The organism is bacterium, assembly GCA_035380285.1.
In the GTDB taxonomy this organism is placed as follows: Bacteria; Auribacterota; Erginobacteria; order Erginobacterales; family DAOSXE01; genus DAOSXE01.
The window spans coordinates 1-23,211 of the sequence record DAOSXE010000024.1; the positions used below are offsets into that span (position 1 = coordinate 1).

Here is a 23,211-nt window from a genome sequence, read left to right on the forward strand (position 1 = left end):
GAAGTGTCACCTATGTCCTGAGACTAATCTGTTACCTATGTCCTGAACCCGTACCAAGGGCGCAGAGAGCATGGTGCATAGAGTAAGGGCCCCAACCTCACCCTCATCCTTTCCTCTTCATGCCCTTCGGGTTCGAATATTTCATGGATGGGGAAACATCATGGCTCCCACCGGCAGCCTCATCCGGTTTTAAACCCGGAAATTTCTCTGTGTCCTCTCCTTCCTCTGTGGCCTGTGGTTAATTCCCCTCCCCTCTACAGTACCTACCAGGAAAGACTATCGCCACGGCCCCCAAGAAGGTCCGTGGATTTTACAGGTATGGCAAAAATTTCCCATGAAGAACCTGAATTTCATGAAGATGGGAACGATTAACCACATAGAGGATTTTCAGGGGCTGAAGACGGGCTGAGGTTGCTGCTGGGTCGGAAGCGGGAATCATTCCCATCCATGTAATTCCAGTTCCCTAATCTTTGTAATCTGTGGACTCCCAGATGGGGCTACTGAATACTGATTTCTGTATTCTGAATTCCTCCCCCAATCAGAGTTAATCAGAGAAATCAGGTGCAAATTCTCCCGCTCCCGCATCTGTGAAACCTGCCTGCCGGCAGGCAGGTCCGTGGACTCACGGGGAGGGGATACCGGGCCTCAGAAACGAAACACGGGCCCGAAAAGAAACGACTGGTCGGTCGTGGTGGAATGTTCCATATAATCGTACCGTACCATAAGGCCCCAATGCCGGGTCAAACCGACGACGAGGCGGGCTCGAAATGTTTGAAAATTATCTTCCATCTCCTGGCTGTCCTGATAGTAGTACTTGACTGCGACCGTCAACATCCGCCAGTGCCAGGCCAAAGAAAGGCCGTAAAGAAACGAGTCGTTGTCCCGGTTCCCGTACCCGGTACGTACCCGCTCCCAGGCGTAGCCGATGTAGGGATTGACGAATAGGTTCAACCGGGACAGCCGGAAAACGGGCCCGAGCTTGACCAAGGGGACATGAACGTCGATCCGAATCCGCTCGGAGTCGATGTCGTGGTACAGATACCCTACCCCAGCATTCCAGGTCAGGGGGGCTTCAAGATCTCCGTAACAGTTGGCGAAGAGGAAGTTCCCGATCACCTCGGCGCCGTTGACGTCGGTATAGAAAAGAAAATCATTCACTATCAGGTGCGGGCTGACCATGAGGAAAAAAAGACCGTATTCGGGAGCGGTTTCGGAGCTGCTGGCGGTCCGGCCGCCGGGCAGCTCCGTTTTCAGGGTATCCCGGTTCCACCCGAAGACCGGACTCACCAGGAACATGGTCGATTCCCTGATCGCTTGCCGGTCGTCGCCAGCGGCGGAGGCAACCGGAAAGGATACGATCAGCAACAGCAACGGCGGTAAACCCGGCCAAATCTTCATCGCCAGTTTATTCCTGGAAGCATCCTGGTCCTGTCCGGCTCCGCGGACGCATGTGGGGGGCCGACGAGAATCGACGCCGGGCGCTACTCCGGCGAGCGACAACCCGGACTCCGCTTCCGCCCGACGGCGGCATCTGTTTCCATGATCGATCGAGCCGCAACACGGCAACAACAGAAAATCCCGATCGGTAATAACGATATCGGCAAGTTCGGGTCTCTGAAAGGCTTTTAAGTTCACGACGGAGTCCGGAGCAACTATACTGAACGCAAGACGCAGGCCGCGCCGATACTTAACTTCGGGCACTGGAGGAGACCGCCATGAAAACAAAGACTGGTGTTGGAACGTTCTTTTTAACGGTCATGGTCGTATTCCAGCTCTCCCCGGGCCTGAGCCGAAGCGAAATCATCACGGCCACTTCAGGAGGGGTTCCCGACGCCGGAGCGCCCGGAGAGGGCGAGCGCTGCGCAGAATGCCTGACGGTACCCCTGCTCGTCAGCCCCTCCGACGGGGAAACCATCGACAACCTGATCCCGCTCTTGACCTGGAACTGCCAAAGCGACCCCAACGCTACCGGCTCCAGGCTGCAGGTCGCCACCGACTACGAATTCGTTCACGTCATCTTCAGCTCGTCTTTGCCGACCCATACCGGAATTGCTCAATCCCGCTACAGTTACAACCTGACGCCGGCCACCACCTACTACTGGCATACATGTCTGCGCTGCGGGACCGAGTACGGCCCCTATTCGGAAACCTGGTCGTTCACCGCGGGTCAGGGAGGGACGATCCTTTCCGCCCCCCAGACCATCTCTCCCCTCGACGGGAGCACCGTCTGCCTCTCGGACGGGAAAATCACCGTCAGCTGGGCCGCGGTCAGCGACGCCATCGAATACGAGCTGGTCCAAAGCCGGGCCGGCAGCCAGAACTCCTACATCTACAAAACCTCGGCAACCGCCCGCGAACTTACTTCCCTGGAGGTGGACCGGACCCATACCTGGAGGGTCTGCGCCCGCAACGATTACGCTTTCGGCGACTTCTCCCCTACCGCCGTTTTCCGGCATAACCTCACCATCGCCGGCGGCGATTACGACGGCGACGGCTCGGCCGATGTCGCCGTCTTCCGCGACGGCCAGGGGTTGTGGGCGGTGCGGGGCCTGACCCGGATCTATTTCGGCGGCGACGGCGATCTCCCCGTCCCCGGGGATTACGACGGCGACGGGACCACCGAGGCCGGGGTCTGGCGCTACGGCGACGGGCTCTGGATCGTCAGGGACGTGACCCGGGTCTACCACGGCCTCGCCGCCGATCTCCCCGTTCCCGGCGATTACGACGGCGACGGCAGCTGCGACGTCGCCGTCTTCCGGCCGGCGGAAGGGCTGTGGGCGGTCAGGGGAATCACCCAAACGCATTTCGGGGTCGAGGGGGATTCCCCCCTGCCCGCCGATTTCAACGGAGACGGGACTTCGGAAATCGCCGTCTTCCGCAGCGGCAACGGGTTATGGGCCTGGCGCGGGGTGACTCGGCTTTACTTCGGCATCACCGGCGACTGGCCCCTGGGCGCCGAGCTGGGGCCCGACCCCAACGACGAACCCGTGGTCTTCCGCGGTTCCTTGGGAGTCTGGACCACCGCCAGCGGCAGCCGCTGGTATTTCGGCAAAGACGGCGACACTCCCGTTCCCGCCTCCTATCTGGGAGCCGAAGACACCTGCGCCGTCTTCCGGCCCACGGCGGGACTATGGGCGCTCCGCGGGGCGACCCGATACTGGTTCGGGGTTTCCGGAGACCTCCCGGTCACGCGCTGACCGACGGCGCCGAACGGATCGGCGCGGTCTCAGAGGCCCATGATCGAGTAGATGATGTCCTCGACCGCGCCATCGGCCTCGAGCCGGTCGAGCACGCCGTCCAGGCGGTTGGGGGCGCCGGCCAGGAAATAAATTCTGCCCTGCGAACCGGTATGAACCAGTTCGCAGGTCAGCGGGGCCCGATCGGTCGCCATGTCCTCGGGGGTGAGTTCGCGGGTCGAGAGAATGATGGCGGACTTGCGGAGCCGATCGGATTCGTAGGGGTGCTCCTCGAGCTGGATCACCTTCTTCAGGCGCCGGATCTTGCGGGCCATCACGTCTTTTTCCTCCTCGTTGCAGAAGAAGGTGACGACCACATTGCCGTCGATACCCGCTTTTTCTTCGAACCCGTGACCGACCACGGTCTTGATGCTGATCCCCTCGTTGCTGAAGGCCGAGGCGATGCTGGTCAGGGCTCCGGACCGGTCGATCACCCGGGCTCGAAATACCCAGTGGTTTTTTCGAGTTCTAGGCATCATTTCCCTCCATTGCCTTGAGGCACCATTGGGGCAGGCGATAGCGTTTGGGTTCGGCCCGGCCGGAGAGAACCGCGAGCGTCCCTTCGGCCATGGCGATCATCTCCAGGGACTCCCGGAACACCAGGACCGGGGCCAACCGTCCGATCCGGCGGCGCAGCGAAGAAAGAACGAAGGAGTTGCGGGCCAACCCTCCGGTCAAGGCGATGGCTTCCACGTCGCCGCCAGCCGCCAGGAACATGGATCCCACGGTTTTGGCGATCTGGTAGACCATGGCTTCGACCACCAGCCGGGCTTTCTCGTCCCCGGCGGCGATCCACTGTTCGATCTCCTCCATCCGAAACTGCCCGAGATAGGACTGGAGCCCCCCTCTTTTGGTCAATTCCTCCTTGAGATCCTCCCGGGAAAACCCGCCGGAATAACACAGTTCGATAAGATCGTCGGTGGGAAGCTGGCCGGCGCGCTGCGGGGTAAACGGCCCTCCCCCAAGAAGTGCGATGTTGTTGTCCACGATCCGGCCCCGGCGCATGGCCGCGATGGAAATTCCGCCCCCCAGGTGCCCGATGACCAGGTTGATCTCCTCCAGGGGGCGTCCGATCTCCGCCGCCGCGCGCCGAGCGGCGGCCCGGAGGCTGAGGATGTGGGCGGTGCTGCGGCGGACGATGGGGGCGTACCCGGAAATTTCGGCCTCGGGCGAAAATTCGTCCACCACCACGGGATCGACCACGTACGCGGGAACGCCGAGTTTCTCGGCCAACGATCCCGCCACCGGGATCCCCAGGTTGCTGGCGTGGACTTTCTCGGGAAAATCAAGAACCGCGGCCACGATCTCCGGATCGACCCGGACTTTTCCTCCCTCCAGTTCGGCCACGATATAGGTGCCGCTGGAAAGCTTCCCCTCGGGCCGGGGGAGAAAGCCTCCCCGCCCGACCACGGCGTCGGGAGAAGGACACCCCCATTGTTCCAGGGCGGAAAGGACGAATCCGGCCAAACAGGCGCCCTGGCGGCGGCGCTCCCCGGGGTCGGCTGCGGAACGGACCTTATGGGGGACTTCGGCCTCGTGAACGCATTCGAGGTCTTCGAAGTAAGCCAGCTTGGTCGAGGTGGACCCGGGATTGACGGCCAGGACCCGGAATTCCGGCGAAGAACGGACCGGACGGGCGGCCGGCGCCCGCCGGGCCCGGGTCCGCTGGGCGTAGATGCTGCAGAGGGCGATCGAATCCAGCCGCACTTCCACGGTGTCGGAACGGGAAAGAATGATGAAGGGCACCGGAAAACCCACGGTGATGCCGGCAAGCGAAGCCTGGCCGTACTTGGCCATGGCGGCGACGGTCTTATAGAGGATGTTGGCGGAGTCGATCCCCGGGCAGACCAGGATGTCGGCTCTCCCCGCGACTTCCCGGGCCCCGGGAAGATCGGGCATGCCTTTGATCGCCACCGACTCCGGGTCGACCGCCAGGTCGAAGGAGAGAGGCCCGCAGACGACGGCGTCCGTCCAGTCCCGGGAAGCGAGGTCGAATCCCAGGCGGGTGGACGGCAGGGACTGAATCTGCTTCTCGTTGGCGGAAAGAACCGCGACGCGGGGGCGCGGGATCCCCATCACCACCCGGGCGACGTCCAGGGAGTTGTCGATCAAATCGACCATGCGGCCGAAATTACAGACGGTGGTGAACCCGGCGTCGGTGAGAATCATGGGGCGCCCTTTGGCGATGGGAGCGGCGTCGAAAACGGTGGCCAGGCTCACGGTGGAGCGAACCGCCAGGGGCCGCATGAAGCGGTTGATGACGGGGGTGGAGATGTTGCCCTTGAGGACGACATCGATCCCCCCCTTCCCCAGCAGTTCCACGGTGGCGGCGGCCGCCTCCTCGTCGCCGGACGCGGCCACGATGTCGCTTGGGGGGATTTCGATCTCGACCTCGTCCACCGACCGCCGGATCTTCCCGGGATCGCCGACCAGGATCACCCGGTCGATGAAACCGTGATCGCGTCCCGACTCGACCAGGCGCAGATCCTCTACCCGGTCGCCCCCGGGAACGATAACGGTCGACGGCTTCAGCTTCCCGGCGATTTCGACCAGATCGGCGACCGCTTCCAGAGGAGGTATCCCCTCTTTCCCTTCCCGTTGTTCCCGCTTGGGGCTCATCGGTCCGACGGCTCTGCTAGCTTTTCCTGAGACGCTTGATCCTCTTGAGCGCCTCGAGCACCTTGGCGTCGCCGCCGGCGGGGGGTCTCCACTCGACCTGGATGGCGGCGAACTCGGCGTCGTCCAGCGCTTCCTTGAAGGAGACCAATCCGATGTTGATCGATTTCAATTCCTGGGAAAACAGACTTGTAACGCTCACCGGGCACCTCCCCTGATCTTGACGATTTCGACGGTCAGAGCGCTGGCGGCGGCGTTGGAGGGCAACACGATCGCGCCCGAGTCCTCCAGCTCTTTTTTCACTTTGGCCTTATCCTGCGGATCGTCGTCCGTTCCGGTTATGGAGCAGGCGACCGTGAGGTGGCGCCCTTCCTTCCGGGCCAGGGCGATCGCATCCCGGATGGCGGGGGCGAGCTCTTCGCCCGGGGCCATGTTCGATCCGTACCCCAAGACCACGTCGAGCAGGATGACCGCGGTTTCGGGATCGCGGGCTTCCTCCACGATCCGTTTTCTGCGCAGCATGAAATCGATCATCGGATGGGGGCGCCCCACCGTGAACTCGTCTTCCCCGAGGTCGACGACCGTGTTCTCGCGGCTTTTCCAGACATCCGCGAGTTTATAGGCGGGATCGATCGGGGCCGGGGAGTAGACCGGACCGATCTCGTCCTTGAACATGAGCTGGGTTTCGTCGCAGAGCGTTCCCCCGCTGAAGAGCCCCCGGAGGTACTTCTGCCCCGGGGCCATCTTCGCCGCCTCGTCCGCCGCCAGCGTTCTCAGCCGGCGGCCGCGCTCTTCCAGCTGCTTTTTAAACCCCTCCACATCTTCGCCCCGGGCCAGCGCGGCGGCGATCAGGCCGGCTTGTTCCAGGTCTTTGGCCGCATGCGCCCCCGCTGAGGCCACGACCCGGGGATCGCCCCCGATCAGGATCGCCACCACCGGTTTGTCCACCGACTTGACGACTTCCGCGACCTTTTCCAGTACCTCGGGCGCAGGGGGCTTGGAGACGAGAGCGATAACCTTGGTGGCTTCATCCTCGGCCAATGCCTTGATCCCCTCGATGAACATGATGCCGCCCACCGCGCTCTTCACGTCCCGGCCTCCGGTTCCGATCGCCTGGGAGATTCCTTCACCCTGGTTGGCGATAACGGCGCTGATCTCCTGAAGGCCGGTGCCGGAAGCGGCGACGATCCCGATTACGCCCCGCTTGACCACGTTGGCGAAGCAGAGCGGCGCACCGTTGATGATGGCGGTGCCGCAGTCGGGACCCATCACCAGCAGGCCCCGGGAACGACCGTATTCCTTGAGTTCCTTCTCCTTCTCGATGGAGACGTTGTCGGAGAAAAGCATGACATGAAGCCCTTTTTCCAAGGCTTCCATGGCCACGTCGCCGGCGTACCGGCCCGCCACCGAGATGATGGCCATGTTCGCTCCCGGCAGATGCTCGATCGCGCCCTCGATGCTTTTCGGCCGGTAATCCCCCGAGCCGGATTTCTTCTGCTTGCTCTCGACCAGCAGTTCCTCCGCCCGAGCCAGGGTCGCGGCGACCGTCTCCTCGTCCGGCGCCTTGGCCACGATGAGAAGATCGGTATCGGAAGCGTCGGCGAACTCGTCCAGGAGCATCCCCGAAGCCGCCAGTATCTGCTTGTTCTCCGCCGTCCCCATCACCACCGTGGCGTCCTCGACCCCGTCGAGCTCGGTAAGGGAACGGGCCACCAGCATCAATGTCACCGAATCGAAATATTCTCCGGTCTTCGTGACGCCTTTTACGACCATCGCTCTTCTCCTTTCTTCATGGTGAGTAAAAAACCCACTCCCATATCGCTCCCCGAACTGGCGCCCAGGGACATCAGTCTTCCCCCGGCCGCGGCCACTTCCCGCTCCGAGCCCTCCAGGAGCGAAACCAGGAGCCGGTAAAATCCTTCGAACAGAAAATTATCGCGGGCCAACTCGATGAAAGTATTGGAAAGGAGGTTGCCCCCCCGGGCGTCCGCCGCGGTGACGCGCCGCACCTCGTCCAGGTCGATCCCGAAAACCGCTTCCAGGAGGTTGGCCGCCACCAGCAGGCCCGCCAGAAAATCGTCGCCGCTGGGCGTAAGACCGTACCCGGCCCCTCTCAGCCGGCGGACCCCCCGGCGCCAGTCTCCGGGCCGATCGAAGAGCAAGCCGACACCCTCCTTGATTCTCTGCATATAAGCCCGTTCGAAACCCGAGACGAAATCGCGTTCCCGTCCCGGCTCGATGAGAAAAGCGAGACTCCCGGAAGGGGCCCCGCGGCTGATCGTGTCCGCCAGCCGGCCCAGGTTCCGGCTCAATCGAGCCGGTTCGCGGCGGGGCGGCTCGAACCGGGAAGCGAAGATATGGGCGGGACCGTAGGAGAGGGCTCTCCCGCCGAGACGCGCGGCGGACGCTTCGACCACCAACCCGTCCACCTCTTCAAGATCGATTCCCCGGACGACAAGGTTGACCGGGCCCTTTCCCACTTCCTCGGTCACCACGGCCACGAGCCGTTCCCCTTCCGTGAGGTTGACCGCGCGCCGGAACCGGGAGTGGAGCGAGTACTTTCCGGGCCGGATCCGGTCCCCGATGCTGACGATCCGGGGAGAGGACGGTGGAGTATTCGTATCGGCTGCGAGCGCGGGCACGTTTCTAAGCGTAACAACACATTGTCATTTGACGGAACCGACGCCGGACGCCGTCCTCGATCCGCGGGCCCCGAAACGGGCATAGCTCCTTGACCGGCCTCAGCATCGGCGAGTATCCTAATCATTTATCGATGCCGTGAAATAATAACAAATCCCCGGGCGCGGCGCCATTGAAATCAAACCCGCGGCACCGGCAAACGAGGTGAAGCCATGAGCAAGACCAAAGATCACATCGCCACGGTGGACGCCATCCTCCCGGAGGAAGCCATCGAACACGAAACGCGGGGGTGGGTGGTCTATCCCATCGGATCGCGGCCCAAGATGGGCATGGCGTTCCTGCTCGGGGTCCAACAGTACCTGACCATGTTCGGCTCCACCGTCCTCATCCCGTTCATCATCGGGAAAGCCATGGGCATGCCCCAGGCCGAACTCGCCCTGCTCATCTCCACCATCTTCCTGGTTTCGGGACTCGCCACGCTCCTTCAGCAATCCCCCCTCGGAAACCGCCTTCCCATCATCCAGGGGGGGACTTTTTCCTTTCTCGGGCCCATGTTCGCGATCGTGGGCATGTGCGCCGCCCAGCAGCTGGGCTGGAGGATCATGATCCAGCAGGTGGCCGCCGCGGTCATGTTCGCCTCGATCTTCGAAATCGCCCTCGGCTATACCGGCTTGATGGGTTTCGTCAAACGGGTGATGAGCCCCATCGTCATCGGCCCCACCATCGCCATGATCGGCCTCGGGCTCTTCAACATCGGGGCCCCCTGGATGGCGAAGAACTGGATCATTTCCGGGATAACCCTGGTCGCCCTCGTGCTCTATTCCCAGGTTTTTTCCCGACATTCGAAGGTGTTTTTGCTTTTTCCGGTTCTCCTGGCGGTGCTGACCGGATGGGCGGCGGCGGGAATCGGAACCGTCCTGGGGCTGATCCCGGAAGGCAACGAAGCCTACCTCTTCGGCAAATTCAGGCTTCTCCACGAAGCCCCCTGGTTTTCCCTGCGCCCCCTGGTACCGTTCAAATGGGGTTTCCCGGCCTTGAACAGCATCACCGTGGCGGGCATCTTCGGGATGCTGGCCGGGTTTCTCGCTTCCATGATCGAATCCGTCGGCGACTACTACGCCTGCGCCCGGATCGCCGAAGGGCCGGTCCCCACCGAACGCATGATCTCCCGGGGCATCGGAACCGAAGGTCTGGGCTGCCTTCTGGCCGGAATTCTCCAGACCGGCAACGGGACCACCTCCTATTCCGAAAACATCGGGGCCATCGGTCTCACCCGGGTGGCCAGCCGGCGGGTGATCAAGGCCGGAGCCGTCGTCATGCTCGTGCTGCCCCTCTTCGGGAAGTTCGGCGCCACGCTGGCCACCCTCCCCCAGCCGGTGGTCGGGGCCATGTTCGTCGGACTGTTCGGGCTGATCGCGGCCGTGGGACTTTCCAACCTCCAGTTCGTCAACCTCAACAACTCGCGCAATCTTTTCATCATCGGGATCTCCTTTTTCGCCGGGCTCTCCATTCCCTATCAGTTCAACCCCATGCTTTCCGCATCCGCCGCCCCGATCGCCTGGGGCGATCCCGGCGGATTCCTCCGCATCCTGGGGAACATCCTCCAGGCCGTTCTTTCCACGGGTATGGCGGTGACCGCCATCGTCGCCATCATCCTCGACAACCTCCTCCCGGGGGCGACGCGCGAAGAACGCGGCCTCACCACCTGGGAGGAAAACGCCACCGAGGAAGCGTGGGAAAAGGCGGAGGCGGCCTGGGCGGAGATGGAGGTCGGGGAAGAGTGCCGCGTGGGGATGCCCTGCGAATCTCCTCCTGCTTGACCGTCCCGCCGGGAGAAGCTATAGTAGCACCGCGAAGCGTCACATATTTCCACACCATGGAGGTGCCCGATGGTCGATATCGACAAAGCCAACGAAAAAGCCCTGAAAGCGCTGCTGGAAGCCCGGCCGTTCTGGGTGGATATCCAACCGGCGATCGAGTGCGTTCCCGGGATGAAGAAAAATCTCATACTCCATTCCGGCCCTCCCGTCACCTGGGAGCGGATGTGCGGCCCTCAGCGGGGAGCGACGATCGGGGCGCTGATCTACGAGGGGATGGCGACCTCAGTGGAGGAGGCCGAGGAGCTGGCGGCTTCGGGAGAAATAGAATTCGACCCCTGCCACCACCACGACACCGTCGGGCCCATGGCCGGAATCGTCTGCGCCTCCATGCCGATGATCGTGACCGAGAACGAGGTCACCGGCCAGAAAGCCTTCAACAGCCTCAACGAAGGGATCGGGAAGGTGCTCCGCATGGGCGCTTACGACGAGGAGGTCATCGAACGCCTGAAATGGATGGAGCGCGTGCTCGGCCCGGTCCTGCAGAAAGCCATCCGGAAAGCGGGCAAGATCGATCTCAAGAACATCATGGCCCAGGCCATTCAGATGGGGGACGAACTCCATAACCGGAGCCGGGCCGCTTCCTACATCCTCTTCACCAAATCGGCCCCCTATATCCTGGAGACGCTCGACCGCAAGAACATCGGCGACACCGTCGAAGCCCTCAAATTCCAGGAAGCGAACATCCACAGTTTCCTCGGGTTCGCCATGTCCAGCGCCAAGGTCAGCCTGATGGCCGCCGAAAACGTCGAGGGAAGCTCGATGGTCACGGTGATGGCCCGGAACGGCACCGACTGGGGCATCCAGGTCTCCGGCCTGGGCAAACAGTGGTTCACCTGCGAGTCCCCGGTTCCGGAAGTGCTCCTCTTCCCCGGGTTCACCAAGGACGACGTCGGCCGGGACATCGGCGATTCCGCGATCATGGAGACGTACGGAATCGGCGGTTGCGCCCTGGCGGCGGCGCCAGCCATCGTCCAGTTCGTCGGGGGCACCTACGACCTGGCGGTCTCCAAGACCCTGGACATGTACGAAATCTCCCTGGGCGAAAACAACATCTACCAGATCCCTGCGCTCGACTTCAGGGGGTCTCCGACCGGTATCGACATCGTCAAGGTGGTCGAAAAAAGCCTGCCCCCCTTCATCGATACCGGCGTCGCCCACAAAGACCCCGGCGTGGGACAGGTCGGCGCCGGGTTGTGCGACGCGCCCATGCAGGTCTTTCAGGACGCCCTGGTGGCATTTTCGGAAAAATACGCCTAGTCAGAACGAACTACAGGTCAACGGAAGGAATCGACGGACGGAACCCCGGTCCGCCAACCGAAGCAGCGGGCAACGGCGGGGACCCGGAGACGCGGAGCGGGCGGAAACAGCGCGGGGGTCATCCGGGTTCGACGACCGCGTTCCCGGCAACCGCCCGTTCGGTTCCGGCAACACACAGGAGAGGGTAGCGATGAGCGAGAAGAAAAAGAGCATGATCGAGCTGCTGGAAAGCGCCAAGTGGTACGATCTTACCCAGGCCCTGAGCATTTTTACGCCCCCCTGGCCCGGCGAGATGCCGCTGCAGATCCAGTTTTTCAAGCGCTTGACCGGCTCCTTCATCGGCGGCGCGGGAGCCAACGGGCAACTGATCGAGTGGAGCAACAACACCGGGACCCACCTGGTCGGCCCCACCGCTTTTCATTCGGGCATGCGCTCCATCGCCGAAATCCCGCTGGAGGATATCTGCGGCGAAGGCGTCGTCGTCGACATCTCCGACGCGGTTTCCGACTACAGCCTCTACACCCCGGAGATGATCGAGGAGCGGGCCGAGGTCAAGGAAGGCGATATCCTTATCATCAACACCGGCTACCACAAGTTCGGCTACGACCAGCCGGACGTCGTCAACCCCGACGCCCAGGGGGGCATCGAGAACAAGGAGTTCGGCTACCTCCTCCGGCATCCGGGGCCGGCACCCGGATTCTTCGAATGGGCGCTGAAAAAGAAGCTGAAGGTGATCGGCGTCGATTGCGGATGCGCCGAGCACCCCATGAACACCAACCTGCGCTACATGCACGCGCGCGAGTTCGAAAAAGCCGAAGCCAAGCTGAAAAAAACTCACGGCAAGACCTGGGACGAGATGTTCCCCCAGGACGAATACTATAAGCTCACCCATCAGACCATGCCCAAAGCGGGCCTGTTGCTGGCGGAATCGCTCGGGGGCCAGATCGACAAGCTGAAAAACCGGCGGGCCTGGATCATGATCCACCCCATCCCCTTCTGCGAAGTGGAATCGGCCTGGGCCCGTGTGGTCGCCCTCGAACCCCCGGAGGGGATGAGCCTGAAAGACTTCTTCGCCCGGATGGAGGCGGAGAAGATGTACGATATGTCGATCCCCTTCAGCGTCCAGACCCCACAGTGGGCCAATTACGTCCCCCTGATCGTCCACTACACCAAACGGGTGGGGGGACAGTACTTCGGCCTGGGACGGAACAACGCCCACTGCAAGGCCAGCTTCCACCTGAGCTGCCACATGGACGGGGAGAAACATTTCCACATGGGCGGCCGCACCATCGGCCAAACCCCGATGGAAGTCTGGATCGGCCCGGGCGCCATCGCCGATATCTCCGACATGGTCAGCGATACCAGCGTCTACACGCCGGATATGGTCGAAAAAGTGGTGGACGTCAAGGAAGGCGACATCCTCATCATCAAGACCGGCTATTACCGTTACGGCTGGTACAGCCCCGACTCCGACGAGTTCCGCTACATGATCCGGCACCCCGGCCCCTCCCCCGATTTCGCCGATTGGTGCCTGAAGAAGAAGATCAAATGGCTGGGCGTCGACTGCGTGGCCATGGAACACCCGATGAACACCATCCAGCGCAACTGGCATCCCAAAACCTTCGCCGAAGCCGACCGGAAGCTGAAGGAGGATTTCGGCAAGGACTGGGACGAGATGTACCCGCTGGACAAGTTCTACCAGGACATGCATCTCAACCTCTTTCCCAAGGGGATCATCCACGCCGAAAACCTGGGAAAAGACCTGGGCGACCTGGAAAGCGGCCGCTATTTCATCGGCTGTTTCATCCAGAAAGGGATGGAACTGGCGTCCTGCTGGGCCCGGTTCGTCGCCTGGAAGGATTGAACCGGAAATTCAGGGAAGGGCGGGACAGGCCGTCCTTTCGAGAGTGGTACGCTTAGAAAACCGCCGGCGGCGGACGGCCGCCGCCGGCGACGAATCCTGCCCAATCGACATCGGGAGGACGACATGACCTTGGTGCAAGATTTCGCCTATTTTAAACCGGGGAAGCTGGCCAAGGCGCTGGCGCTGAAGACCGAATACGGGTCCCGGGGCCGGTTCCTGGCGGGAGGAACCGACCTGATCAACAACCTGGCCGACGAAGTCGTCTCCCCGGAGGCGGTCATCGACCTCAAGGGGATCGCCGATCTCAAGCGCCTGGAATTCTCCCGCGGACGCCTCCGGATCGGCGCCCTGGTCACCTTCAGCGACCTGATCGGGTCGGCCACGGTCAAGCGCCGCTTCCCCCTGCTCTGGGAAGCCGCCGGAGAAGTGGCTTCGATCTCGGTCCGGAACCGGGCCACCTTGGTCGGGAACCTCTGTTCCTGCGTTCCCTGCCTCGACAGCGGGCCGCCGCTGGTTCTCTACGAAGCCACCGTCGAGATCGCGGGATCGGAGGTCGCCCGGGAGATGTCGATCTTCGATTTTCTGCAGGGCCCGCGGAAAACCGCCCTACAACCGGAGGAGATGGTGACCGCGGTCACGTTCCCCGATCTCCCCCGGGAACGGGGGGAAAGTTTCGTCAAACTCAAGCGTTACCGGGGAGAAGACCTGGCCCAGGCGAGCGTGGGGGTCATCGCCCTCCCCGGCAACCGTTACCGGGTGGCGTTCGGGTCGGTCAATCCCGTGCCGGTGAGAGCGGCGGCGATCGAGGCCGTTCTCAAGGGCGGAAGCCTTACCCCGAAACGGATGGAGGCGGCGCTGGACCTGGTGGCAAAGGTGGTGGCGCCGCTCACCGACATCCGAGCCAGCAGGGAATACCGGCTGCATATGTGCCGGGTCATGCTGGAGCGTGCGCTCAAAGCCGCCGACGAACGGCGGCGCGGCCGGGGGCCGAAATACGGGACCAGTCTCATCTAGCGGGGGAGATACGATGAAGCAGACGATCACATTCACTCTCAACGGAAGCAAGCGAAGCGTCGACGTCGAACCCGCGGACCTCCTGCTGGACGTTCTCCGGGACCGGCTCGGGATCAAGGGGCCCAAGTACGGCTGCGGCCGCGGGGATTGCGGGACCTGTACGATCCTGCTCAACGGCAAAAGCGTGCGCAGCTGCCTGATGCTGGCGGTGGAGGCGGACGGACAGAAGGTGGAGACGGTGGAAGGACTCTCCGCCCGCAGACTCAGCCCCCTCCAGGAGTCCTTCATCGCCCACAGCTCCTTCCAGTGCGGGTTCTGCGCCCCCGGCATCCTGATGACCGCGACCGAGCTGTTGAGGAACAATCCGAAACCGACGCGGGAGGAGGTCAAGGAAGCGATCTCCGGCAACCTCTGCCGCTGCACCGGATACGAGCCGATCATCAACGCTATTCTGGCCGCGGCCGGCGCGAAAAAATAACGGGCGAAGCCCAGCCTTGAGTAAGGGGGACGTAATGGAAAAACTGAAAGTTGTCGGGCACTCGCCCTCCCGCATCGACGAAAAAGATAAAGTCACCGGGGCGGCGCAGTACGTGGACGATATCGAATTCGGCCCCGGGCTTCTCCACGCCGAAATCATCGAAAGCCCCCACCCCCACGCCTTGATCAAGGGGATCGACATTTCCGAAGCCGCAAAGGTTCCGGGGGTGGTGGCGGTGGTGACGGGGAAGGATTTCCCCTACAAGTTCGGCCTCTATATGAAAGACCGCTACATCCTGGCTCAGGATCGGGTGCGGTTCGTGGGCGAACAGGTGGCGGGGGTCATCGCCCGCGACCCGAGAACCGCCCGGCGGGCGGCGAAACTGGTCCGGGTCGATTACGAACCCCTGCCGGCCATCCTCGACCAGATGGCCGCCATCCGCAAGAACCCGCCCCTCATCCACCCCGACCTCGGCGATTATCCCCATGTCCCCTGGTTCTATCCCCAGGCGGGCACCAACATCGCCCACTGGCGGAAAATCCGCAAGGGTGACCTGGCCGCCGGATTCCGGAAAGCCGACGTCGTCCTCGAAGACACCTACCATGTCTCGCGCTTCGCTCATTGCTGCATGGAAACCCATATCGCGGTCGGCCTGGTCGACCATTCCGGGCGGATGACGGTCTGGGCCTCGTCCCAGTCCCCTTTCACCCAAAGACATCTTTTCGCCGAGGCCCTCTCTCCCCTGGGTTTCACCCATAAGGACGTCCGGGTCATCACTCCTTACATCGGGGGAGGATTCGGAGGCAAGGCCGGGGTGACCATGGAGATTCTGGCCGCCGCTTTCGCCACCGTGGTCAAGGGCAGTCCGGTCAAGGTCCGCTGGCGCCGGGATCAGGAATTCTACAACACCTACATGCGCCAGGCGGTGGTCTCCAAACTGAAAATCGGGGTGAAGAAGGACGGTACCATCACCGCCTTCGACATGGCCAACTATTGGGACGCCGGACCCTTCGTGGAATACGGGGCCAACGTGGTCAACTCCTCGGGCCTGTCGGCCACCGGGCCTTACTCGATTCCCAACATCCGGATCGATTCCTATTGCATCTATACCAACCTGCCCGCGGCCGGCCCGTACCGCGGCTTCGGGTACTCCGAGATGCTTTTCGGGGTGGAATCGCACCTGGACCGACTGGCCAAGAAAATCGGAATGGACCCGGCCGAGTTCCGGGAGAAGAACGGGATCAGGCGGGGCCAACCCCTGGCCTACGGGGCGGGGATGAACGAAGGCAACATCCAGGAATGCCTGAAACGGGTGGCCCGGGCGGTCAAGCTCGACCGGAAGGAAGTCTCCCCCGATCCCCGCAAGGCGATCGGAAAAGGCATCGCCTCGGCCTGGAAAGGGCCGGCCATGCCGCCCAATGCGTCCAGCAGCGCCTTCCTCAAGTTCAACGAGGACGGGTCCATCAACCTCCTGGTTTCCGGAATCGACATGGGCCAGGGACTGCTCACGGTGATGGGCCAGATCGCGGCCGAAGTGCTCGCCCTGCCGATGGAGAAGGTCCGGGTCGAATGTCCCGACACCGACCGCAACCCCTACGAGTGGCAGACCGTGGCTTCCCACGTGACCTGGTCCTGCGGCAACGCGGTCCGGCGGGCGGCACTCGACGCCCGCGCCCGGATCTTCGACGGCGTGTCCCGGGCCTTCAAGTACAACCCGGATTCCCTCTATCTCGAGGACGAACAGGTGAAATGCCGGACCGACCCGGCCTTCGCCCTCCCCTTGAGGAACTTCGTCATCGACGGGATCATGGTCGAGGACGGCACCTTCCGAGGCGGACCGATCACCGGGCACGGGATGTTCATGCCCGAGTTCATGAGCACCAAGAGCGACCCCGAAACCAGCCAGGGGGGTCACCCCAACCCGCACTACACGGTCGGGGCCGGGGCCATCGTCCTCGAAGTGGACAAGGAGACGGGGAAGGTCAGGATTCTCAAGGTCGCCGAGGGCTTCGACGTCGGACAAGCCATCAATCCGGAGCTGGTGCGGCACCAGATCCTGGGCGGGTTCATGCAGGGTTTGGCCACGATCCTTTACGAGGACATGCGCTTCGACCCGGACAGCGGACGGATCCTCAACCCCAACTTCACCGACTACAAGATCCCGACCGCGCTGGATCTGCCCGACGAGATCGTGCCCATCATCATCGAGACCCCACAGCACGACGGTCCCTACGGAGCCCGGGGCGTGGGCGAACACACCATGATTCCGGTGGCCCCCGCGGTCGCCAACGCGCTGGAAGACGCGCTGGGGATCAGGTTCAAGTCGATGCCCATCACCGCGGAAAAGATCGCGATGGCGATCAAGGCCGGCCTCAAGGAAGTGGACTGAGACGGCACGAGCGAAGGCAAAGAAAAGCCCCCGGGGGAAACCCCCGGGGCTTTTCTTTCCGGCCGAAGCCCTGGCTTCAGATGTCGAGGGCTTCGGGGATGATCAGCTTCTCGTTGGCGGCGATGATATCGTCGTCGGCGGGGAGGAACGCGGTCCGGGAGACCTGCTCCAGGTATTCCTCCTTGATGCTCTCCTCCCAGAGTTCCCGGGTGAGGTAGAAGATCTTGGCCCCGCCCAGTTCATGCTGTTCTTCCGGCCAAGGATAGGAGGGCAAAGCCATCCGCAGACCGGCCAGACGCCACCCGTTGTAACTTTCGAAGGTCGCCCAGAACTCGTCGTTCTTGCAGACCTCGAAGGCGTACCAACACTTGGAGTAGAAGAGAATCGCCCCGGCGTTGATCTGGCGCTCGAACGTCAGAGTATGGAGACTGATATTGACTTCGGGGTCGCGGATTCTGCCGTTGGCGATCCCCACCAGCCTCCCTTCGTTGAGCCCGAGGAAAAAGTACTCGTCCTTCATCCGCTTGCGCTTGATGGCCAACAGCTCGGCGTAGACGCGGACGCCGACGATGTCGTAATAATCGTATTCGGCGTCCAGCGTCAGCCGCAGGAACGAGAGTACGGGGTCGACCTCTTCGGGCTTGATCGGGCGGATGAGGACGTTGAAGGTTTTCCCTTCCCGGTTCTTGATCGGCGAGTACATGGGCGGCATCGCCGGCGCGCGGTCGGGGGCCTGCAGCAGACCCTCCAGCCATTCGACTTTGAAGGTGTATTCGCTTTTACGGAGCTTGGTGGGGATCGGTCTCTTCATCTCGCCCTCCTTGGTGGGTTGTTTGTGGGGGAATTTTACCGGCGCGCCGCGGCCGCGGCAAGCAATTTGGAGGGGCGACGGCGCCCCGGACGGGGGTCAACCGGTCAACCCGGAGTAGAGAACCTTGAGCCCGATCAGAATCAACACCGCCCCCCCCGCGGCTTCGAGACGGTTCTCGCAGAAATGTCCCAGCCTGGACCCCAGCAGTATCCCGGCAAAGGACAGGGCGAAAGCCACCAGGCCGATCACCGCCGCCGGAGTCAGGACCGCGACTCCCAGAAAGGAAAAACTGATCCCCACCGCCAAGGCGTCCAGGCTGGTGGCCACGCCCAGAAGAAACAACACCCGGGTATCCTCGACGCAGGCGGGACGGCGGGGTTCCGCCAGGCGACGCGACTCCCAGATCATTTTCCCGCCGATGGCGGCCAGCAGCGCGAACGCCACCCAGTGGTCGACCGCATCGAGGGCGCCCCGGAACCGCCAGGCCGCCAACCAGCCGAGGACGGGCATCAGGGCCTGAAAACCTCCGAAGAATAAACCGGTTTTGAACGCGGCCGGAACGCGGCGGCAACGGAGACCGGCCCCCGCCGCCACCGCCACCGCGAAAGCGTCCAGGGCCAGGGCCAGGGCGATCCCGATGACGGTGAGCGCGCTTATACCGGCCGCCCTCGCTTCATCCCCGCGGCGTCAGACCGGGTTGGGGATATCGACAAATTCCACCTCCATCCCGAACCGTTCCCGGAGATTGTCCCCCAACGCCGTGATTCCCGGAACCTCGGTGGCGTAATGGCCGGCGGCCAGAAAATGGATGGACCCTTCGCGGGCGGCGTGCATGACCGGCAAGGAAACCTCCCCGGTGATATAGGCATCCAATCCGGCCGAAATCGCCGCCGCCACCGAGCCCTGGGCGGCGCCCGAACAAAAACCGACGCGACGGATCCGGGAAGGACCCGAATCGAAAACCAGGGGTTCCCGGCCGAAAACGTCCCGGACCCGGGCGCTCAACTCCCCGATGCTCAGGGAGTCGACCGCACCCGCCACCCCCACCTCCCCGAAACCGACGGGGTCCCGCAACCCCAGCAGGCGCCCGGCGACCGCGTTGTTCCCCACCACCGGATGCCGGTCCAGGGGAAGGTGGTAGGCCCAGAGCGTAATGTCGTTTTCCAGGAGAATCCGAACCCGTTCCCGCAATCCTCCCCGCAGAACCCGGCTGTCGCGGTCCCAGAAAATGCCGTGGTGAACCAGGATCGCGTCGGCTTCCCGGCGGACCGCCTCGCGGAACAGGGCGACACTGGCGCTTACCCCGGTGACGAGCCGGGAAATTTCCTCCGCGCCTTCGACCTGAATGCCGTTGGGACCGTAATCGACGAATTCGCCCACCGAGAGAAACTCGTCCAGATATTCCGCCACTTCATCCCTGAGCACACGCGCCATCGCTGCCTCCGCTGGTGCCAACGGCCCGGTTGCGGCCGTTTATCGTTTTCGGGTATTCTAGCTTATACCCTAGGGCCACGGAGGAGAAGAAGGATGAAATCGATCGTGCTCTGCGCCCTGCTGGCGGCCGCGGCGGCGGGGGACTCGACCGGCACGCTTTATACTTTCCGGGGAATTCCCTGGGGGGCCTCGGTGCGCGAGGTGGAAAATACCGCCGCGGAAAAAGGTTTCAGCCTCCGGGACCGGGTGATGGAGCCCGCCGAGAAATTCCTGGAATACCGGATCGTCTCCATGGGGAGGGAATGCTCGGCCGAATTCCGTTTCAGCCCTTCCGGGGGGAAACTCTTCGCGGTGGTCCTGACCTGGGACGAGGAAGGGTTCGGCCGAACCGTCCTGGAGAATCTCAACCGGGACCTGGGCGCCCCGCGGCAGGTCGTGCCCGGCCTCGAGGTCTACGTCTGGGACCGCGAAGATTCCGAGGTCGAACTGCGCATCTGGGACGAAGAAACCATCCTCATATTCGGGAAGATGACCCTCTGGAAACAGGCCCGCGAAGAACGCCGGAAGGCGGAGAAGGCGGCCGAGGACTGAATATCCGACCGCCGGGCCCGGGCATAAAAAAAGGCCCCGGGGAACCCCGGGGCCTTTTTTTATGGGAATAAACTTATTCCCCGTAGACCGTCACGGTCGTGCAGGCATACAGACCAATGATACTCATGGTGTGGTAATCAACATGGTGTATCTTGGAGATGCCGGCGGCCTTGGCGGCGGCGTCGATACTGGCATCGCCCAGCCCGACAAGACCGAGGTAGGAAACCGCCTCGGACTGCCCGACCTTGGCAAAGCCGGAAGTAGCGCCGGTCGCGGTCAGAGGACCGGAAACGTCGCTGTAGACGAACCCGGTCACGGGGGCCATACCCATGGCACAGCCAGTCAACACCACCACGCCCAGAAGCGCAACAGCAGCAACTTTCTTCATGCCGTCCTCCTTTTCTCTCTTTCCGCCGGCCACCCGGAACCCTTGTTCCGGACCCGCGGTTACACTGGTTAATGTAACAAACTACGGAATTTTTACAAGTTTATTCTTTGGAGAAATAGATGTTGCGGAAGGAAACCCGGGTGCCGCTCCCGGAATGCTGGGAGTTCGTATACAGGCGGAGCGCGCTCACCCGTTCGGGTTTTTCCCCGTCGAAGAGATCCAGGTAATCCTGGTAGACGTTGCGTTTTTCCCGGACCCATTCCCCCAGCTTTTCCGGGCCCGATTTAAGGACGATGACCCGGCTTTTCCCCCAGGTCGGGCAGGGGCCGGAGGTACCCACCGGAGCGGTGCTGCTCCAGTAGTACCCCACCGCCTTCACGAAGGGTTTGTTGAGAAAACTGAGCGAGCCGAAGGAGATATAGACCTGTCCCGCCTGGTCGTCGGTCTCGGGATCGAGAAAATTCCCCCCCCGGGGGAGTTCTTCCACCTTCCACTCCCAGTTCAGATAGGGGTGGTGCTTCAAGTTGAAATCCAGCTCCCGATAGATCCCGAAAGCGCTGTTGCTGCTGGCCATCTCCACCGCCCAATCGACGCCCTCGCTGGAGAGAGAGATGGAGATCGGCTCTTTTTTGTCGTCCAACTCCCATGACCGGGGAACCGTTCCGTCGAGGCCTTCGGAGAAATCGCCCACCAGGATGATGTTCTCCATTTCCCGGATGACCGCCGCCGGAGGGGCGGTGGGAACCGGAAGGGCGGCGGAGGTTCCGTTGGCGGGGGGAGCTACCGCCAGAACCCCCAGGCCGATCAGGATGGCGGCCGTCACCGCCCTCCCCCTTCCTCATCCTCCGCCTCCAGGCGGATATGAAGTTCCTTCAGCTGCTCGGAACTGACCGGAGAGGGAGAGCCGGTGGTCAGGCAGATGGCCCGTTGGGTTTTGGGGAAGGTGATGACGTCCCTGATCGAATCCAACCCCAGCATCAGCATCAGCATCCGGTCCAGGCCCAGGGCGATGCCGCCGTGGGGAGGCGCTCCGTATTGAAGCGCGTCCAGCAGAAAGCCGAACCGTTCCCGGGCTTCCTCCGGGGATATGTTCAGCAGCGAAAACATCTTGCTCTGTACCTCCTGGCGGTGAATCCTGATGCTCCCGCCCCCCATTTCGGTTCCGTTGAGGACCAGATCGTAAGCCAGGGCGCGCGCCCGGGCCGGATCGGTATCCAGGAGAGGAATGTCTTCCGGAACCGGGCTGGTGAAGGGGTGGTGAACCGCGGCGTACCGTCCCGCCTCCGGGTCGTATTCCAGGAGGGGGAAATCGACTATCCACAAGAATCTGAATTCTCCCTCCGGAATCAAGCCCAGGTCCCGGGCCAGGCGGAGGCGGAGGCGCCCCAGGGCTTCCGCGGCCACGTTTGCCCGGGCGGCGATCATCATCACCGGATCGTGCGGCCCGCAGCCGAGCATCTCCCGCATTTTTTCCAGGAGAGGGTCGGAAAGGAATTTCTTCATCGGCGATTTCAGCGAACCGTCGGGCCGGGGCAGAATCCAGAGCAGGCCGCCCGCTCCCGCTTCCTTGACGAAAGCGGTCAATTCGTCCATCTGCTTAAGCGAAAGTTCGGCCCCCCCGGGAACCGCCAGGGCGCGGACGACTCCCCCTTCGGCCAGGGCGCTTTGGATGACGTTGAACCCGGTTTCCCGGAAAAGATCGGTAAGGTCCCGGATCTCCATACCGAAACGCAGATCGGGTTTGTCGCTTCCATACCTGAGCATGGCCTCGGCGTAGGTCAGCCGGGGGAACGGGGTGGAAACCCGGCGGCCGATGATTTCCGAAAACACTTCGAACACCAGACCTTCGATGGTCCGGCAGATATCTTCGGGGGTGACGAAGGACATCTCGCAGTCGACCTGGGTATGCTCGGGCTGCCGGTCCGCGCGCAGATCTTCGTCGCGGAGGCACCGGGCGATCTGAAAATATTTGTCCACCCCCGCCACCATGAGCATCTGCTTGAAAAGCTGCGGGGACTGGGGCAGCGCGTAAAACTGCCCGGGGTGGACGCGGCTCGGCACCAGATAGTCCCGGGCCCCCTCGGGGGTGCTTTTGGTCAGGAGAGGGGTTTCCACCTCCCAGAACCCCTGGGCGCTCAAATACGATCTGACCTTCTGGGTGACCAAATGACGGAACTTCAGGTTGCGCAGCATCCGGGGCCGGCGCAGGTCGAGGTAGCGGTGGGCCAGCCTGGTCTCTTCCTGCACCGCTTCTTCCTCGTCGAGGGGAAAGGGAGGAGGAAGACTGGGGTTGAGGATCTGAAGGCCGGAAACGGCCACTTCGATCTCCCCGGTGGGAAGGTCGGGGTTTTCGGTCCCCTCCGGGCGTTTTCCCACCCGTCCCCGGACGGCGATCACGTATTCCGAACGCAGCCCCTCCGCCCGGGCATGCGCGTCGGCGGCGGTCTGCGGGTTGAAGACTACCTGGGTGATCCCCTCGCGGTCGGCCAGGTCGACGAAAATCACCCCTCCATGGTCGCGGCGGCGACGGACCCACCCCGAAAGCGTCACTTCGCTCCCGGTGTCCCCGCCGCGGAGTTCTCCGCAGGTGTGGCTGCGCTTCCAGAATTCCAT

At 62.8% G+C, this 23,211-nt stretch carries 20 protein-coding genes; 8 read left to right on the plus strand and 12 right to left on the minus strand.

All coding sequences use genetic code 11. The features are described 5' to 3' along the window. Positions 1–645: 645 nt before the first annotated feature. Positions 646–1,398, minus strand: a complete 753-nt coding sequence (locus PLZ73_09495; protein HOO78108.1) for a hypothetical protein — start codon at positions 1,396–1,398, stop codon at positions 646–648. Between the two features lie 317 nt (positions 1,399–1,715). Between PLZ73_09495 and PLZ73_09500 the strand changes: the two genes are divergently transcribed. Continuing rightward, positions 1,716–3,197, plus strand: a complete 1,482-nt coding sequence (locus PLZ73_09500) for a VCBS repeat-containing protein (GenBank protein HOO78109.1) — start codon at positions 1,716–1,718, stop codon at positions 3,195–3,197. Between the two features lie 29 nt (positions 3,198–3,226). Here the strand turns inward: PLZ73_09500 and PLZ73_09505 are convergent, their stop codons facing one another. Genes PLZ73_09505 through PLZ73_09525 form a run of 5 tightly spaced genes read right to left on the minus strand, consistent with a single transcriptional unit; the run spans position 3,227 to position 8,494 of the window. Further along, complete coding sequence (locus PLZ73_09505; protein HOO78110.1) at positions 3,227–3,712, minus strand: hypothetical protein; 486 nt, start codon at positions 3,710–3,712, stop codon at positions 3,227–3,229. Continuing rightward, the gene (gene buk, locus PLZ73_09510; protein ID HOO78111.1) at positions 3,705–5,855 is read right to left on the minus strand and encodes a butyrate kinase; all 2,151 of its coding nucleotides are present in this window, start codon (positions 5,853–5,855) and stop codon (positions 3,705–3,707) included. The genes PLZ73_09505 and buk overlap by 8 nt, the downstream gene beginning before the upstream one ends. A gap of 16 nt (positions 5,856–5,871) precedes the next feature. Further along, positions 5,872–6,054: a fdrA domain protein gene (locus PLZ73_09515; GenBank protein HOO78112.1), complete on the minus strand. Its 183-nt coding sequence runs from the start codon at positions 6,052–6,054 to the stop codon at positions 5,872–5,874. Beyond that, on the minus strand, positions 6,051–7,625 hold the full coding sequence (gene fdrA / locus PLZ73_09520; protein HOO78113.1) for an acyl-CoA synthetase FdrA: 1,575 nt from the start codon (positions 7,623–7,625) through the stop codon (positions 6,051–6,053). Before fdrA ends, PLZ73_09515 begins: the two co-directional genes overlap by 4 nt. Beyond that, positions 7,616–8,494 (minus strand): DUF2877 domain-containing protein, encoded by an 879-nt coding sequence (locus PLZ73_09525; protein HOO78114.1) that lies wholly within the window; start codon positions 8,492–8,494, stop codon positions 7,616–7,618. The genes fdrA and PLZ73_09525 overlap by 10 nt, the downstream gene beginning before the upstream one ends. A gap of 210 nt (positions 8,495–8,704) precedes the next feature. Between PLZ73_09525 and PLZ73_09530 the strand changes: the two genes are divergently transcribed. From PLZ73_09530 to PLZ73_09555, 6 genes are all read left to right on the plus strand, one after another. After that, the gene (locus tag PLZ73_09530) at positions 8,705–10,312 is read left to right on the plus strand and encodes a solute carrier family 23 protein (protein HOO78115.1); all 1,608 of its coding nucleotides are present in this window, start codon (positions 8,705–8,707) and stop codon (positions 10,310–10,312) included. A gap of 69 nt (positions 10,313–10,381) precedes the next feature. After that, positions 10,382–11,629 carry a DUF1116 domain-containing protein gene (locus PLZ73_09535; GenBank protein ID HOO78116.1) on the plus strand — a complete coding sequence of 416 codons (1,248 nt, stop codon included), beginning with the start codon at positions 10,382–10,384 and terminating at the stop codon, positions 11,627–11,629. 190 nt (positions 11,630–11,819) lie between these two features. Then, on the plus strand, positions 11,820–13,493 hold the full coding sequence (locus PLZ73_09540; GenBank protein HOO78117.1) for a cyclase family protein: 1,674 nt from the start codon (positions 11,820–11,822) through the stop codon (positions 13,491–13,493). A 123-nt stretch (positions 13,494–13,616) separates the two neighbouring features. Next, positions 13,617–14,507 carry a xanthine dehydrogenase family protein subunit M gene (locus tag PLZ73_09545; GenBank protein ID HOO78118.1) on the plus strand — a complete coding sequence of 297 codons (891 nt, stop codon included), beginning with the start codon at positions 13,617–13,619 and terminating at the stop codon, positions 14,505–14,507. 13 nt (positions 14,508–14,520) lie between these two features. Next, the gene (locus tag PLZ73_09550) at positions 14,521–14,985 is read left to right on the plus strand and encodes a (2Fe-2S)-binding protein (GenBank protein HOO78119.1); all 465 of its coding nucleotides are present in this window, start codon (positions 14,521–14,523) and stop codon (positions 14,983–14,985) included. A gap of 34 nt (positions 14,986–15,019) precedes the next feature. After that, positions 15,020–17,374 carry a xanthine dehydrogenase family protein molybdopterin-binding subunit gene (locus PLZ73_09555; protein ID HOO78120.1) on the plus strand — a complete coding sequence of 785 codons (2,355 nt, stop codon included), beginning with the start codon at positions 15,020–15,022 and terminating at the stop codon, positions 17,372–17,374. A gap of 76 nt (positions 17,375–17,450) precedes the next feature. Here the strand turns inward: PLZ73_09555 and PLZ73_09560 are convergent, their stop codons facing one another. From PLZ73_09560 to PLZ73_09570, 3 genes are all read right to left on the minus strand, one after another. Continuing rightward, on the minus strand, positions 17,451–18,185 hold the full coding sequence (locus tag PLZ73_09560; protein ID HOO78121.1) for an N-acetyltransferase: 735 nt from the start codon (positions 18,183–18,185) through the stop codon (positions 17,451–17,453). A gap of 96 nt (positions 18,186–18,281) precedes the next feature. Next, positions 18,282–18,779 carry a manganese efflux pump MntP family protein gene (locus PLZ73_09565; protein HOO78122.1) on the minus strand — a complete coding sequence of 166 codons (498 nt, stop codon included), beginning with the start codon at positions 18,777–18,779 and terminating at the stop codon, positions 18,282–18,284. Positions 18,780–18,872: 93 nt separating this feature from the next. Next, complete coding sequence (locus PLZ73_09570; GenBank protein ID HOO78123.1) at positions 18,873–19,619, minus strand: Nif3-like dinuclear metal center hexameric protein; 747 nt, start codon at positions 19,617–19,619, stop codon at positions 18,873–18,875. Positions 19,620–19,712: 93 nt separating this feature from the next. Here PLZ73_09570 and PLZ73_09575 point away from each other — a divergent pair, with 93 nt between their 5' ends. Further along, positions 19,713–20,210, plus strand: a complete 498-nt coding sequence (locus tag PLZ73_09575; protein HOO78124.1) for a hypothetical protein — start codon at positions 19,713–19,715, stop codon at positions 20,208–20,210. A gap of 73 nt (positions 20,211–20,283) precedes the next feature. Here PLZ73_09575 and PLZ73_09580 read toward each other — a convergent pair whose 3' ends face one another. From PLZ73_09580 to aspS, 3 genes are all read right to left on the minus strand, one after another. Further along, positions 20,284–20,598, minus strand: a complete 315-nt coding sequence (locus tag PLZ73_09580) for a TRL-like family protein (GenBank protein ID HOO78125.1) — start codon at positions 20,596–20,598, stop codon at positions 20,284–20,286. A gap of 100 nt (positions 20,599–20,698) precedes the next feature. Beyond that, a complete protein-coding gene (locus tag PLZ73_09585) occupies positions 20,699–21,421 on the minus strand; it encodes a DUF3047 domain-containing protein (GenBank protein HOO78126.1) in 723 nt (240 codons plus the stop codon). Further along, complete coding sequence (gene aspS / locus PLZ73_09590; GenBank protein HOO78127.1) at positions 21,418–23,211, minus strand: aspartate--tRNA ligase; 1,794 nt, start codon at positions 23,209–23,211, stop codon at positions 21,418–21,420. Before aspS ends, PLZ73_09585 begins: the two co-directional genes overlap by 4 nt.